Origin of the sequence: Leucobacter chironomi DSM 19883, assembly GCF_000421845.1 — a bacterium.
Taxonomy (GTDB): domain Bacteria; phylum Actinomycetota; class Actinomycetes; order Actinomycetales; family Microbacteriaceae; genus Leucobacter; species Leucobacter chironomi.
In genome coordinates this window covers 1-14,785 of sequence record NZ_ATXU01000015.1, presented here as the reverse complement: position 1 = coordinate 14,785, position 14,785 = coordinate 1, and the positions used below count along the sequence as shown (strand labels likewise).

Below are 14,785 nucleotides of genomic sequence, written 5' to 3'. Positions count from 1 at the left end.
ACTGGTCATCATGATCCCGAGACTGCTCCGCCTCGCCCCCGGCCTCCTCCTCTACGGCGTCGCCGACGCGTTCATGGTGCGCGCGGGGATCGGGGTTTCGCCGTGGCTCGTGTTCGCGCAGGGGATCTCGATCCACAGCGGAATCAGTGTCGGTCTCCTCACCAACCTCATCGGCCTCGCGGTGCTGCTGCTCTGGATCCCGCTGCGGCAGCGGCCCGGGATCGGCACCGTCTGCAACATCATGCTCGTCGGCCCCGGCATCGAGCTCGGCCTCTGGCTGCTGCCCGCCCCCGACTCGCTCTGGGTCAGAATCGGCTTCTTCGCCATCGGCCTCGTGCTGCTCGCCGTCGCAAGCGGCATCTACATCGGCGCGCGCCTCGGGCCGGGCCCCCGCGACGGCCTGATGACGGGGATCCACCAACGCTTCGGCACGCCCATCTGGGTGGGCCGCACCGGGGTCGAGGCGACCGTGCTGCTCGTGGGCTGGGCGCTCGGCGGCAACGCCGGCCCGGGCACCCTCGCGTTCGCGCTGCTCATCGGGCCGCTGTGCGGCATCACACTGCCGCTGCTCGACCCCGGAGCGCGGCGCGAACGCCGGGAACGCAGAACTTCCGGGGCCGGGCGCGATGCGCCGCAGCCCCGGAAGCCCGAGTGCGAAACCGACGAAAGCCGCTACTCGACGCCCTCAACGACCTTGTTGTAGCCGGTGACCGGCTGATTCTCGTCGAAGGAGGCGACCTTCTGCCGGAAGCCCTTCGTGATGAAGAGCAGGTAGAGGAAGCCGAGACCCGTCCAGATGAGACCGCCGAGCAGCGCGTGCCCGTCGAGATTCACCCAGAGCAGGCCGGTGAGCGCCGTGCCGAGGAGGGGCATGACGATGTACGTGAAGATGTCCTTCGGGGTGTGCCTGCGACCCTTGCGGATCGCGAACCAGGCGATCACCGAGAGGTTAACGAAGGTGAAGGCGATGAGCGCGCCGTAGTTGATGTAGGCCGCGATCATCTCGAGCGTGAAGGCGATCGCGAGCAGCGAGATCACGCCGGTGAGCACGATGTTGAAGGTGGGGGTGTGCGTCTTCGGGTTGATGTAGCCGAAGACCTTCTTCGGGATGACGTTGTTGCGGCCCATGACGAGGAGCATGCGGGAGACCGAGGCGTGCGAAGCGAGACCCGAGGCGAGCGTCGCAGCGAAGCCTGCGGCCGTGAGCACTGCGGCGAGCACCTTGCCGCCGACGAACTCGCCGATGATCGGCAGCGTCGAGTCCTCGACGAACTGCATGTCGCCGCCGGGGGCGAACTCGTTCCAATCCGGGAAGCGCTGCTGCGTGAAGTAGCCGGCGACCAGGAAGATGGCGCCGCCGAGCACCACGGTGAGCAGGATCGCCTTCGGCATGATCTTCGGCGTCTTCGCCTCCTCCGCGTACATGGTGACCGCGTCGAAGCCGATGAACGAGAAGCAGACGATCGTGGCGCCCGCGAGCACCGCGCCGAACTCGACGCCGTTGTGGAAGAACGGCTGCACGGTGACGACGCCGCCCACGCCGGCGCCGCCGGCGAGCTGCACGACCACCATGACCACGAACACGGCCATGACCGCGATCGAGAACACCAGCAGGATCATGTTCACGTTCGAGGTGCCGCGCATCGTGAGGTAGATGATGCTCGTCACGAAGACGACGTAGAGGATCACCCAGACCCAGCCGGGCACCGCAGGGAAGAACGCCTCGAGGTAGCTGCGGATGATGAGGCAGTTCACCATCGGGAGCAGCATGTAGTCGATGAGCGCGGTCCAGCCCACGAGGAAGCCGACGTTCGGATGCATCGACTCGCGGGCGTAGGTGTAGGCGGAGCCCGCGCTCGGGATCGCACCGGCGATCTTGCCGTAGCTGATCGCGGTGAAGATCATCACGATGAGCGCGACGGCGTAGGCGAGCGGCACCACGTTGTTCGTGTCGCGCGCGACGAGGCCGAAGGTGTCGAACACCACCGTGGGTGTCATGTATCCGAGGCCGAGGCCCACGATGGCCCAGAGGCCGAGGCTCCGCTTCAGGGACCCGCCGCGCTTGGCGGCAGGCATCAACGTCTTCGTCATGTGCTCTCCGAGTCTCCGGTGGTCGCTCGGGCGGTCCGCCTCGATGCGACACGATGTGCGGCGGGGTCGCGCCCCGCCAGGGAATCATCCTGCACCCGATGCACCCTCGGCGCAAAAACGACCGGTTCCCACCGCAGATTCTGCGGCGGGAACCGGTCGTATTGTGCGAGACGCGGCCTCTACCGCCGCGCCAGCCGCTTCTGCTTGTTGATGTTCACCATCTGCACGATGATCACGAGCAGCAGGGCCCCGATGAACACGATCGACGCGAGCACGTTCGCCTGCGCCGGCACGCCCTTGAGCGCTGAGACGTAGATGAACTTCGGGAAGGTGGTCGCCGTGCCCGAGTTGAAGTTCGTGATGATGAAGTCGTCGAACGACAGCGCGAAGGAGAGCAGTGCGGCCCCGATGATGCCGGGGAGCAGCATCGGGAAGGTGATCCGCCAGAACACCTGCGCGGGCGAGGCGTAGAGATCCCGCCCCGCCTCCTCGATCGCGGGGTTGAGGCTCGCGACGCGGGCCTTCACCGCGACCACTACGTACGAGATGCAGAACATCGTGTGGGCGAGGATGATCGTGCCGATGCCCTTCTCGACGCCCACGAGCAGGAACTGCGCGGCGAGGCCCGCGCCGAGCACGACCTCGGGGGTCGCCATCGGCGTGAAGAGCAGCAGGCTCACCGTCGAGCGGCCCTTGAACTTGAAGCGCACGAGGGCGATCGCGATCATGGTGCCGAGGGTGGTTGCGATGACCGTGGCCACCACGCCCACGAGGATGCTGTTGCCGAATGCCTGGCACACCTGCGGGGCGCCGCAGGGGTTCTGCCAGTTGTCGAGCGTGAAGCCGCGCCAGATGATGTTGTTGCGTCCCGCGTCGTTGAACGAGAACAGGATCACGTGGGCGATCGGCAGCAGCAGGTAGATCAGGGTGATCGCGGCGATCACCGGCACGAACGCCTTGCCGAGACTGAAATTCTTCACAGCAGGTCCTCCGCCCCGCTCTTGCGCACATAGGTGGCAACGAGCACGAGGATGATGAGCATGAGCATGATCGAGAGCGCAGCCGCCATCGGATAGTTCTGGGTCTGCAGGAAGTTCGACTCGATCACGTTGCCGATCATCGTGGTGCCGGTGCCGCCCAGGAACTCGCGGGAGGCGTTGACGTAGTCGCCGGACATCGGGATGAAGCTGAGCAGGGTGCCCGATACGACGCCCGGCATCGACAGCGGCAGCGTGATCTTGCGGAACGTCGTCACCGGCGAAGCGTAGAGATCGGATCCGGCCTCGAGCAGGCGCAGATCGAGCGCCTGCAGCGACGCGAACATCGGCAGCACCATGAACGGGATGAAGTTGTAGATCAGACCGAAGATCACCGAGAAGTGGGTACCGATGAGATCGCTCGGCAGGATCGACTTCCAGGCGAGGGTCCGCAGCAGGAAGCTGATGAAGAAGGGCGCGACCACGAGGATCAGCAGCACCCCCTGCAGCATCGGCTTCGAGCGCACCTTCACGCCGATCAGGTAGGCCAGCGGGTAGCTGATCAGCAGGCCGACGATCGTGGCGGTGAGGGCGTACACGAAGGAGCGCAGCAGCTGCGGCCAGTACTCCTGCATCGCGGTCCAGTAGTTGGAGAACTGGGCGGCGGCCACGTACTGGCCGATGCCGCCGCTCTCCGCGGGGGCCTGGAGCGAGGTGAGCGCGAGCTGCACGAAGGGGGCGACGAAGAAGAGCAGCATGTAGGCGATGCCCGGTGCGAGCAGCACCAGCGCCATGAGGCCCTTCCGACTCGGATGCTGCTCGACGACTTTCGAGCTGCCGGAGAACGCGGTGAATGCCATGTGCGCTCCCTACTCGGTGAGGCTCGCCTGCGTGGCGATCGCCTGCGTCGAGAAGTCGGCGGTGAGCGCGCCCGTGTCGAGACGGTCGTCGGCGAGGCCGAAGGTGTGCTCGACGTGCCAGCTCAGCCAGACCTCCTCGCCGAGGCTCGCGGCGGGGCCGGCTTCGACGTTCTGCGAGAAGACCTCGACGGCGCCCGCGCCGGGCACCTCGACGGTGTACTCGGTGCTGACGCCGATGAAGGAGACATCGGTGATGCGGCCCGGGCCGAGCACGTTCTTCCCCGCGACGTCGCTCGGCGCCTCGCGGTGCAGACGCAGCTTCTCGGGTCGCACGCCGATGGTGATCGCGCCGCTGTCGCGCTCGGTGCGCGTTCGGGGCACCGTGATCCGCGTGCCGAGCAGGTCGGTGTGGATCGCCGTGTCGGTGCCGTCGACGACGTCGACGGCGAACAGGTTCGACTTGCCGAGGAAGTTCGCCACGAACACGGTGCGCGGCAGCTCGTACAGCTCTTCGGGGGCGCCCATCTGCTCGATGCGGCCCTTGTTCATCACCGCGACGGTGTCGGCCATGGTCATGGCCTCCTCCTGATCGTGGGTGACGTGGAGGAAGGTGAGGCCGACCTCCTGCTGGATCTGCTTGAGCTCCTGCTGCATCTGTCGACGCAGCTTGAGGTCGAGCGCGCCGAGCGGCTCGTCGAGCAGCAGCAGCGCGGGGCGGTTCACAATGGCCCGCGCGAGCGCGACGCGCTGCTGCTGGCCGCCGGAGAGCTGCGCCGGCTTGCGGTCGGCCACGTGGTCGAGCTCGACCAGCTTGAGCGCCTCATGGGCCTTCGCCACCGGATCGCCGACCTTGCGGCGGCGCAGACCGAAGGCGACGTTCTCGAGGATCGACATGTGCGGGAACAGCGCGTACGACTGGAACACCGTGTTGACCTGGCGCTTGTGCGGCTTCAGCGACGTCATGTCCTTGCCGCCGATGAGGATCTTCCCCTCGGTCGGGTCTTCGAGGCCGGCGACCATGCGCAGCGTGGTCGTCTTGCCGCAGCCCGAGGGACCCAGCAGCGCGAAGAACGAGCCTGCGGGGATCTTCAGGTCGAGGTTCTCGACCGCGGTGAAGCCGGGGTACCGCTTCTGGATGCCGACGAGTTCGAGGTCGGCGCCGGACGTTGCGAGTGAGTTGTCTGCCATGTCTACAGCCCCAGCACGTTCTGGAAGGCAGACGAGTAGCGGTTGTCCTCTTCTGCGGTGAGGCTGCGGAACGAGTGCAGGTTCTCCCAGTCCTTCTCGCTCGGGAAGATGAGCGGGTTGTCGGCGTTCTCGGGGTTGACCTCCTGCATCGCCTCCTGCGTGCCCTTCACCGGCGGCACGAAGGTCACGTAGTTGGCGACCTCCGCCATCACCACGGGGTCGTAGTAGTAGTCGATCATCTGCTCGACCTTCTCCTTCGCCTCCGCGGAGGTGCCGTTGGGCACGGTGAAGGAGTCTGCCGCGATCATGCCGCCAGACTCGGGGATCTCGAGGGTCCACTGGTTGTCGTTCTCGGTGTTCAGCATGACGACGTCACCGGTCCACGCCATCGCGGCGAGTGCGTCGCCGGTGATGAGGTCCTGGGTGTAGCTGTTGCCCTTCACGTTGCCGATCTGGCCGCTCTTCAGGCCGTCGTCGAGCCATGCGAGGGCCTCGTCGAACTCCTTGTCGCCCCAGGCGCCCGCGGGATCGTAGCCGAGACCGGCGAGCACCATGCCCATGGTGTCCCGCATCTCGCTCAGCACCACGACCTTGCCCTTGAGCTCGGGCCGGAGGAAGTCATCGAGGGTCTTGATGCCGTCCGGGACCGCCTCGGTGTTCCACACCCAGCCCGAGGCCGGGAGCTGCCACGGGATCGAGAACTTGCGGCCGAGGTCGACGTCGAGCGCCTCCCACTGCGCGTCGACGAGGTTGGCCTTCACATTGGGGAGATTGGCGTAGTCGAACTCCTGCACCTGCCCTGCGTCGATGAGACGGGCGTTCATCCAGTCGGTGAAGGTGATGACGTCGTAGCCGGTGTGCTGGTCGAGCTTCAGCTGATCCTTGATCTTGCCGTAGAAGGTGTTGTTGTCGTCGATGTCCTCGATGTAGTCGACGTTGAAGCCGGCCTCCTCCATGAAGGCGTCGAGCGAGGGGTAGGAGCCGGTCGCCTCGTCGAAGTCGAGGTAGTAGGTCCAGTTGCCCCAGACGATGCCGTCTCCGCCACCGCCACCGCCGCTGCCGCCGGAGCAGGCGGAGAGCCCGAGCGCGCCCGCGCCCGCGGCTCCGACTGCGGCGCCGCGGAGCAGCTGACGTCGGTTGAACTGCGCACCGCGGAGCATCTGGACGATATTGCGGACGATCGGATCTTCGGGCTGACGGGCCATGAGCATCTCCCTTGGTTCTCACGGGTGGGACCGGCAACGCGAAACGGCTGCATTGCCGGGTGTGACCATGAGAATGGCATAGAGAACGTATCGATGCCAAGCCCCCACCCCGTGATCGGGCATTTCGTCACGAAACGGTTACATCCTGTTGGCGAAACCGTGATTTCCGGCAGGGATCCGCCGCCCGATCCGCGCATTCCGAAGCACCGCTTCCCGTTCCATCGCCCTCGTTGATACAGTGCTGTCATACTCCTCCCGCACGCACGAGGAACCCCGCTCCCCCGCGTCGCGAAGCGGAGATAAGCAGGATTTCCCACGCTTTTCTTCGGATTCCTTTGCTATTTCAGCCTTTCACTGCAAGAATCAGTGGCGTGAGCAGCAAACGCACTTCGCCAGCGCTCGACGCGACGTCGAAGGCGATCATCGAACAGCTTCAGCGCGATGGTCGCCGATCGTACGCGGAGATCGGCAAGGCGGTCGGCCTCAGCGAGGCCGCCGTGCGACAGCGCGTGCAGAAGCTCACGGATGCCGGGGTCATGCAGATCGTTGCAGTGACCGACCCGATGCGACTCGGCTTCAGCCGACAAGCAATGCTCGGCATCCGCGTTTCCGGCGACACCAGGGTCGTCGCCGATCGTCTCGCCGAGATGCCGGAGATCAGTTACGTGGTACTCAGCGCTGGCTCCTTCGACATCCTCGCCGAGGTTGTCTGCGAGGACGACGACGGTCTCATCGAACTGCTCAACGAGAAGATCCGCAAGATCGAGGGCGTAGCAGCGACCGAGAGCTTCGTCTACCTCCAACTCACCAAACAGAAATACGACTGGGGAACACGATAACCATGTCCTACGATCCCACTGCAGCCGTGGATGCCGCCGCGCTCCAGGCTTCGGCCCGCAACCACATGTGGCCGCACTTCACCAACCGCAAGGTGCTCAACGACGGCATCCCCGTCATCACCCGCGCCGAGGGCCACCACATCTACGACGCCGCAGGCAAGCAGTACATCGACGGCCTCGCTGGCCTGTTCGTCGTGAACGCCGGCCACGGCCGCGAGCGCATCGTCGAGGCTGCCGCCAAGCAGATGAAGCAGCTCGACTTCATGCCGCTGTGGTCCTACGCGCACCCCGCCGCCGTCGAGCTGTCGGAGCGCCTCGCTTCCTACGCGCCCGGCGAGATGAACAAGGTCTTCTTCACCACCGGTGGTGGCGAGGCCGTGGAGTCGGCGTTCAAGCTTGCCAAGCACTACTGGAAGATCCAGGGCAAGCCCATGAAGCACAAGGTCATCTCGCGCTCGGTCGCCTACCACGGCACCCCGCAGGGCGCCCTGGCCATCACCGGCATCCCCGACATGAAGAAGTTCTACGAGCCGCTGACCCCCGGCGGTCACCGCGTGCCCAACACGAATTTCTACCGCGCCGAGGAGATGGGCGCTCCCTCGAACGACCTCGAGGCCTTCGGCCAGTGGGCCGCGAACCGCATCGAAGAGGCCATCCTCTTCGAGGGCCCCGACACCGTGGCCGCCGTCTTCCTCGAGCCGGTGCAGAACTCGGGCGGCTGCTTCCCGCCTCCCCCCGGCTACTTCAAGCGCGTGCGCGAGATCTGCGACCAGTACGACGTGCTGCTCGTCTCGGATGAGGTCATCTGCGCCTACGGCCGCATCGGCGACTTCTTCGCGTCGAAGGCCCTCGGCTACGAGCCCGACATCATCACCTCGGCCAAGGGCATCACCTCGGGCTACGTGCCCCTGGGCGCCATGATCGTCTCGGACAAGGTCTCCGAGCCCTTCAACTCGACGGAGAACACCTTCTACCACGGCTTCACCTTCGCCGGTCACCCGGCGGCGGCTGCCGCGGCGCTCGCCAACTTCGACATCTTCGAAGAAGAGGACCTCAACGGCCGCGTGCGCGAGAACAGCCCGCTGTTCCGCGCCGAGCTCGAGAAGCTCCTCGACATCGACATCGTCGGTGACGTGCGCGGCGAGGGCTACTTCTTCGGCATCGAGCTGGTGAAGGACAAGGCCACCAAGGAGACCTTCAACGAGGAGGAGTCGGATCGACTCCTGCGCGACTACCTGTCGCCCGCGCTGTGGGAGGCCGGTCTCTACTGCCGCGCCGACGACCGTGGAGACCCCGTCATCCAGCTCGCTCCCCCGCTGACCATCGGTCCGGCCGAGTTCGCCGAGATCGGCGGCATCCTCCGCAGCGTGCTGAAGGACGCCTCCTCGAAGATCTGATCTCGAGCGCTCAGGAGCCCCTGATCCGGGCTCGAAGCCCCCTCGCCTCCGGCACCACCGCCGGCGGCGAGGGGGCTTTCGCGTGCCCGCCCGGCCCCGTCCGCGACACGCCGGAGCGGGACCGGCGACAGATTTCCCGCGGTCACCCGTCTATATCTATGGCAGGCTCGCGCTCTACCCCCCCCCTGAGCGCCGGCCTGTGCTCCGGCATCGAGCTTCCCCCCCGGAAGCCCGGAGCGCGAGGCGACCGACATTCATGCCCGATGGCGGTCGCCTCGCCACTCTCCGCCCCCGCACACGCAGAAGCGCCCCGCTCCTCCGAGGAGGTGCGGGGCGCTTCGCAGTAAGCCTGAGCGGCGATCGCTTAGCGGCGAAGGCCCAGACGCTCGATGAGCGAACGGTAGCGCGCGATGTCGACGTTCTGGAGGTAACCCAGCAGACGACGGCGCTGGCCGACGAGCAGGAGGAGGCCACGGCGCGAGTGGTGATCGTGCTTGTGGGTCTTCAGGTGCTCGGTCAGATCCTTGATCCGCTGCGAGAGCATGGCAACCTGCACCTCGGGGGAACCGGTGTCACCGGGCTTGGTCGCGTACTCTTCGATGATCGCCTTCTTGACTTCTGCTTCCAGTGCCATAGGGATCCCCTTCCTCTTGCTGCGCGGCGCCGTCAGCGGGGTGCTGGGGCTCTCTTTATCCGCGGCCGTTCAACGGCAACCTGTACATCCTAGCACCTTTGCCGCCCCGGGCTTTCTCGACGTCGTGTTCCGGCTCGCCCTGCACCACATGAACCGGTCGTTCGTATGAGATCTGCCGTCGATATGACGTGCGAGGCGGGTATCGCCATATTCTCGGCAGATTCCATATCGAGGGCCGGGGCCCGAGCGGTCGGATGCATGTGATCGCACCGAAACGCACCCGTGACCCGTCGGTCACACCCCGGAGACGGCGCCGAAACAGCGGCGGCGCACACTTGTCGAACCGACGGCTCACGATTCTCGGGGCCGGTGCAGAGAAAGGCGGCAGCCATGGAACTCACTCCGCAAGACGTGTGGACGCTCGCGAGCACCGCGCTCGTGCTCATCATGACCCCGGGCCTCGCGCTCTTCTACGGCGGCCTGGTGCGCGTGCGCTCGGTCGTGAACATGATGCTCTTCAGCGTGAGCGCGATGGGCGTCGTCGGCGTGCTGTGGATCCTCTTCGGCTACAGCATGAACTACTTCGCCGAGGGCGAGAGCGGCTTCGCCGGCGACCCGTTCAAGGACTTCGGCCTCATCGCCACCGCTCCGGCCGACTTCATCGGCGTGGGCTTCGGAGCCGTGTTCGCGATGATCACGACGGCCCTCATCTCGGGCGCGATCGCGGATCGCGTGGGGCTCGGCTCGTGGGTGCTGTTCGCGGGCGTGTGGGCCACGCTCGTCTACTTCCCCGTCGCGGCCTGGGTGTGGGGAGGGGGGTGGATCCAGAATCTGGGCGGCGTGCTCGGCACCCCCGACGTGATCGACCTCGCCGGCGGCACGGTGATCCACATCAATGCGGGCGCGGCGGCGCTGGCGCTGGCGCTCGTCGCGGGTAAGCGCCTGGGCTTCGGACCGGGATCCCACAAGCCGCACAGCATCCCGCTCGTGACGATCGGCGCCGCGCTGCTGTGGTTCGGGTGGATCGGCTTCAACTCGGGCCTCGCGACGGAGACCGGCGAGGCCGGCCTGATCCTCGTCAACACCCTGGGCGCACCGGCGGCCGGCATCGTGGGCTGGATCGTGGCCGATGTGCTGCGCGGCAAGAAGCCCGGTGTGATCGGCGCAGCGTCCGGCGCGGTCGCGGGGCTCGTGGCGATCACCCCGTCGGCTGCGAATCTGGCGCCGGTGTGGGCGCTGCTGCTCGGGCTCGTCGCCGGGATCGCGTGCGCCTTCGCGATCGAGTGGAAGTACCGCCTCGGCTACGACGACTCGCTCGACGTTGTGGGGCTGCACCTGGTGGCGGGCGTGATCGGCTCGCTCTATCTCGGATTCTTCGCCTTCGACGACGGACTGTTCACGGGCGGCGATGCCGGTCTGCTGCTGGTGCAGACGATCTCGGTGGTCGCGGTGATGGTCTACTCGTTCGTCGTGTCGCTCATCATCGCGCTCGCGGTGAAGATGCTGACCGGGCTGCGGGTGCCCGCCGAGGTCGAGGAGGGCGGCATCGACGCCGTCGCCCACGGCGAGGAGGCGTACGCCTACGAGGTGCCGGCGGGGCGCTGATCCGAGAGGGCGTTAGGCTCGGATCATGACTCCCGCGCAGCCCCACGACGCCCAGCAGCTCGCCCGCATCGCCGCCGACGTCGCCGTCGCTGCGGGCGAGCGCATCCTCGACCTGCGGCGGAGCGGGGTGGCGGTCGCCGCGAGCAAGTCGAGCGAGGTCGACATCGTCACCGAGGCAGACCGAGCCTCGGAGCGGATGGTGGTCGAGGCGCTGCGGGCGGCCCGCCCGGACGACGGCGTGCTCGGCGAGGAGGGCGCGGGCATCGCGAGCACGAGCGGGGTGACCTGGGTGGTCGACCCGATCGACGGCACCGTCAACTACCTCTACGATCTGCCCGCCTATGCGGTGAGCATCGCGGCCACGGTGCCCGATGCGGCGGCGAGCGCCGATGGCCGGCGGGCGATCGCGGGCGCGGTCTTCGCGCCGCGCACGGGTGAGCTGTTCGAGGCGTGGGAGGGCGGCGGATCGCGCCTGAACGGCTCCCCGCTCGTGATCTCGGGCAAGCGCGAGCTGGCGACCGCCCTCGTCGGCACCGGTTTCGGGTACACGTCCGAGCGCCGCGCCGAACAGGCGATGATGCTCGCGCGCGTGCTGCCGCTGGTGCGCGACATCCGGCGATCCGGATCCGCCGCCTACGACATCTGCAGCTTCGCGGCGGGCCGCCTCGACGCCTTCTACGAGCACGGCCTGCAGCCTTGGGACTACGCGGCCGCGCTGCTCATCGCGCGAGAGGCGGGCGCGACGGTGATCGGCGTCGACGATGCCACCGCGCCGGGAGAGCCTGGTTTCTTCGCGGCGGATGCCGAGCTGGTGGGCGAGCTGCGCGGTCTCGTGCTCGGGGGCTGAGCGGATCGGGGCGACCCCGCCAGAATGTCAATGGAAATGACAGTGGCGTGGATCCCCGTCTCCGAGATGTGTGAAGATGGGTGGGAGAAGCGTCGCGTCGGCGACGCAGTTTCCAAAGGAGGGAACATGCTCCGTCAGCCTTCGGACCCCATCGTCCGTGACCTGGTCAACCGCGCCAGAGCCGCCCAGATGAACCGCCGCCAGCTGCTGCGGGGCACCTCGCTCGGCGCCGCGCTGCTCGGCATGGGCTCCCTCGCCGCCTGCGCGGGCCCCAGCGGCCCGGGCGACGGCTCCGGCGGCACCGTGCGCTGGGCCAACTGGACCTACTACCTCGACTACGACGACGAGACCGGCAGCTGGCCGTCGCTCGACGCCTTCATGGAGCAGAGCAACATCCGCGTCGAATACTTCGAGGACATCGACGACAACAAGACCTTCATCGCCAAGATCAAGGATCAGCTGAAGCTGCAGCAGGACATCGGCTACGACGTCATCGTGCCGTCCGACACCACGCTCGTGCGCCTGCTGGAGCAGGACCAGCTCACCGAATTCGACCGCTCGCTCATGCCGAACGTCGACGCGCAGATGATCGACATGGTGCAGCACGCCTCCTTCGACCAGGATCGCAGCTGGTCGATCCCCTACCAGGCCGGCATGACCGGGCTGGTCTACAACACGCAGCTCTACCCGAAGGGCGTGCGCGAGGTCTCCGACCTGTGGGCGCCCGATCTCAAGGGCAAGGTGAACTTGCTCACCGAGCAGGACGACACCCTCGCGCTCATCATGCTCGAGCAGGGCGTGGACATCGAGGGCGACTGGGGCGACGACGAGTTCGAGGCCGCGCTCGCAGTCGCCGCGAAGCACATCGACAGCGGCCAGGTCGCCACGGTGAAGGGCAACTCCTACACGCAGGACCTCGAGCAGGAGACGGTCTGGGCGGGGATGGCCTGGTCGGGCGACATCGCGATCCTCAACGAGGACGCCGGCGAGGAGATCTGGAAGTTCGTGGTGCCCGACTCGGGGGCGTCGGTCTTCGTCGACTCCTTCTGCATGCCGACGGCCACCGCGGCGTTCGAGCAGGTGCATCAGCTCATCGACTACTACTACGAGCCCGAGGTCGCCGCCCAGGTGGCCGAGTACGTGCAGTACGTCACCCCCGTCGCCGGTGCGCAGGACGCGATGGCGCAGCTGAACCCCGAGCTGGCCGAGAACCCGCTCATCTTCCCCGACGAGGAGATGTCGAAGCGCATCTTCGACATGCGCTCGCTCACCGCCGAGGAGGACAACCGCTACTCCCAGGCCTACCAGCGCATCCTCGGCAACTGAGGCGCCGCCGATACGACGAAGCCCCCGGGCCCGCGATGAGCGGATCCGGGGGCTTCGTCGTGCCGGTCGTCACACGCCGAGGAACGCCTCGATCGGACCCCGGGCGAAGAAGATCACGAAGCCCGCCGCGACGACCCACAGCAGCCAGTGGATGGTGCGCACTCGGCCGCTGAGCGCGTGGATGAGCACCCAGGCCACGAAGCCCGCGCCGATGCCGTTGGCGATCGAGTAGGTCATGGGCATGACCGCGACGGTGAGGAAGACGGGCAGCAGGACGCGGAAGTCGCTGAGGTCGATGTGCTTGATCTGGGCCATCATCAGCGCACCGACGATCACCAGGGCCGCCGCGGCGACCTCGGTGGGCACGATCTGGGTGAGCGGCGTGAAGAACATCGCCAGCAGGAACATGAGACCGGTGATGACGTTGGCGAAGCCGGTGCGCGCGCCCTCGCCGATGCCGGCGCCGGACTCGATGAACACCGTGTTCGACGACGACGAGGTCATGCCGCCCGCGATCGCGCCGACGCCCTCGACGACCAGCGCCGACTTCAGGCGCGGGAAGTTGCCCTGCGCGTCGGCGAGGCCGGCCTCTCGCGACAGGCCGGTCATCGTGCCCATCGCGTCGAAGAAGTTCGTGAAGAGCAGGGTGAAGACGAGCATCACCACGGTGACGACGCCGACGCGGCCGAGATCGAAGCTGACGGCGCCCACGAGGCTGAGGTCGGGCACGCCGAAGGGGGCGCCGCCGAGCTCGGGCACGGTGAGGCCCCAGCCGCCGGGGTTCGCGATCTCGCCGTCGGCACCGGTGCGCGGGCCGAGCTGCGCGATGGCCTCGACGATCACCGAGATCACGGTGCCGCTCACGAGGCCGATGAGCAGGCCGCCCTTGACCTTGGCGGCGACGAGCACGCCGGTGAGCACGAGGGTGATGGCGAAGATGAGGGTCGGCACGGTGAACACCGAGCCGTTCACGCCGAGACCCACGGGCGGCGAGCCCTGGCCGGTCGCCGTGACGAAGCCCGAGTTGACGAAGCCGATGAACGCGATGAAGAGGCCGATGCCGACCGTGATCGCGAGCTTCAGCTCGACGGGCACCGCGTCGAAGATCATGCGGCGCAGGCCGGTGGCGGCGAGCAGCACGATGAGCACGCCGTTGATGACCACGAGCGCCATCGCCTCCGGCCAGGTCACCTGGCCCACCACCGAGAAGGCGAGGAAGGCGTTGATGCCGAGCCCGGCCGCGAAGCCGAAGGGCAGGCGCGAGACGACGCCGAACAGGATCGTCATCACGCCCGCGGTGAGCGCCGTGACCGCGCTGACGGCGGGGAACGAGAGCGTGTTGCCCTCGACGTCGACGCCGCTTGTGAGGATGATCGGGTTGAGGATGACGATATACGCCATCGTCACGAAGGTGACGAGGCCGCCTCGGATCTCGGTGCCGAAGGTCGACCCGCGCTCCGTGATGTGGAAGAAGCGGTCGAGCGCTCCCTTCGGTTCAGCCGCCACCGCGGCCTGCTTCGTCGTCTCCTGGCTCGCCTCTGCCACCGTGGCTCCGTTTCTCAAGCTGAAAGTCTGCTGAACACAGCAACGCTACCATCCGCCCCGTCCGGCGCCCCTCTCCTTTCCCTCTCCCCTCTCCCCTCACCCCCTGTCCCAGCCCCTGTCACCCTCCCGTCAAGGCGTGGATCGCAGCTCAGACTGAGGAATTCGGGAAAAAGCCCAGTTTGAACTGCGATCCCCGCCCCGAACTGCGGGGCAGAGCGGGGAGTGAGGGGGCAGGGGTGAGGGAGAGAGGGGGCAAGGGTGGGGTGAGGGG

General features: G+C 67.1%; 13 protein-coding genes. 6 read left to right on the top strand and 7 right to left on the bottom strand.

Translation table 11 applies throughout. The features are described 5' to 3' along the window. Positions 1-10 precede the first annotated feature (10 nt). The gene (gene yczE / locus H629_RS0113075) at positions 11-703 is read left to right on the top strand and encodes a membrane protein YczE (protein ID WP_024357686.1); all 693 of its coding nucleotides are present in this window, start codon (positions 11-13) and stop codon (positions 701-703) included. Here the strand turns inward: yczE and H629_RS0113070 are convergent. From H629_RS0113070 to H629_RS0113050, 5 genes are all read right to left on the bottom strand, one after another. Further along, complete coding sequence (locus H629_RS0113070; RefSeq protein ID WP_024357685.1) at positions 673-2,091, bottom strand: APC family permease; 1,419 nt, start codon at positions 2,089-2,091, stop codon at positions 673-675. The two genes, yczE and H629_RS0113070, sit on opposite strands and share 31 nt — an antisense overlap. Before the next feature lie 179 nt (positions 2,092-2,270). Continuing rightward, the gene (locus tag H629_RS0113065) at positions 2,271-3,071 is read right to left on the bottom strand and encodes an ABC transporter permease (protein ID WP_024357684.1); all 801 of its coding nucleotides are present in this window, start codon (positions 3,069-3,071) and stop codon (positions 2,271-2,273) included. Beyond that, on the bottom strand, positions 3,068-3,928 hold the full coding sequence (locus H629_RS0113060; RefSeq protein ID WP_024357683.1) for an ABC transporter permease: 861 nt from the start codon (positions 3,926-3,928) through the stop codon (positions 3,068-3,070). The genes H629_RS0113065 and H629_RS0113060 overlap by 4 nt, the downstream gene beginning before the upstream one ends. 9 nt (positions 3,929-3,937) lie before the next feature. Then, on the bottom strand, positions 3,938-5,116 hold the full coding sequence (locus tag H629_RS0113055; RefSeq protein WP_024357682.1) for an ABC transporter ATP-binding protein: 1,179 nt from the start codon (positions 5,114-5,116) through the stop codon (positions 3,938-3,940). A gap of 2 nt (positions 5,117-5,118) precedes the next feature. Beyond that, complete coding sequence (locus H629_RS0113050; RefSeq protein WP_051137910.1) at positions 5,119-6,321, bottom strand: ABC transporter substrate-binding protein; 1,203 nt, start codon at positions 6,319-6,321, stop codon at positions 5,119-5,121. Between the two features lie 371 nt (positions 6,322-6,692). Between H629_RS0113050 and H629_RS0113045 the strand changes: the two genes are divergently transcribed. Both H629_RS0113045 and H629_RS0113040 read left to right on the top strand, forming a co-directional pair. Further along, positions 6,693-7,160 (top strand): Lrp/AsnC family transcriptional regulator, encoded by a 468-nt coding sequence (locus H629_RS0113045; RefSeq protein WP_024357680.1) that lies wholly within the window; start codon positions 6,693-6,695, stop codon positions 7,158-7,160. A 2-nt stretch (positions 7,161-7,162) separates the two neighbouring features. After that, the gene (locus H629_RS0113040; protein ID WP_024357679.1) at positions 7,163-8,557 is read left to right on the top strand and encodes an aspartate aminotransferase family protein; all 1,395 of its coding nucleotides are present in this window, start codon (positions 7,163-7,165) and stop codon (positions 8,555-8,557) included. A gap of 364 nt (positions 8,558-8,921) precedes the next feature. Here H629_RS0113040 and rpsO read toward each other — a convergent pair whose 3' ends face one another. Continuing rightward, complete coding sequence (rpsO, locus tag H629_RS0113035; protein ID WP_017885160.1) at positions 8,922-9,191, bottom strand: 30S ribosomal protein S15; 270 nt, start codon at positions 9,189-9,191, stop codon at positions 8,922-8,924. A 390-nt stretch (positions 9,192-9,581) separates the two neighbouring features. Between rpsO and H629_RS0113030 the strand changes: the two genes are divergently transcribed. The 3 genes from H629_RS0113030 (at position 9,582) to H629_RS0113020 (ending at position 12,969) form a co-directional block, all read left to right on the top strand. Next, positions 9,582-10,796, top strand: coding sequence for an ammonium transporter (locus tag H629_RS0113030; RefSeq protein ID WP_024357678.1), 1,215 nt, complete (start codon positions 9,582-9,584; stop codon positions 10,794-10,796). A 25-nt stretch (positions 10,797-10,821) separates the two neighbouring features. Then, entirely contained in the window at positions 10,822-11,643 is an 822-nt protein-coding gene (locus H629_RS0113025) for an inositol monophosphatase family protein (protein WP_024357677.1), read from the top strand. Positions 11,644-11,769: 126 nt separating this feature from the next. Continuing rightward, positions 11,770-12,969, top strand: a complete 1,200-nt coding sequence (locus H629_RS0113020; protein ID WP_024357676.1) for an ABC transporter substrate-binding protein — start codon at positions 11,770-11,772, stop codon at positions 12,967-12,969. 69 nt (positions 12,970-13,038) lie between these two features. On the opposite strand, the gene H629_RS0113015 is transcribed toward H629_RS0113020, so the two are convergent. Further along, positions 13,039-14,514 carry an NCS2 family permease gene (locus tag H629_RS0113015; protein WP_024357675.1) on the bottom strand — a complete coding sequence of 492 codons (1,476 nt, stop codon included), beginning with the start codon at positions 14,512-14,514 and terminating at the stop codon, positions 13,039-13,041. Positions 14,515-14,785: the final 271 nt, after the last annotated feature.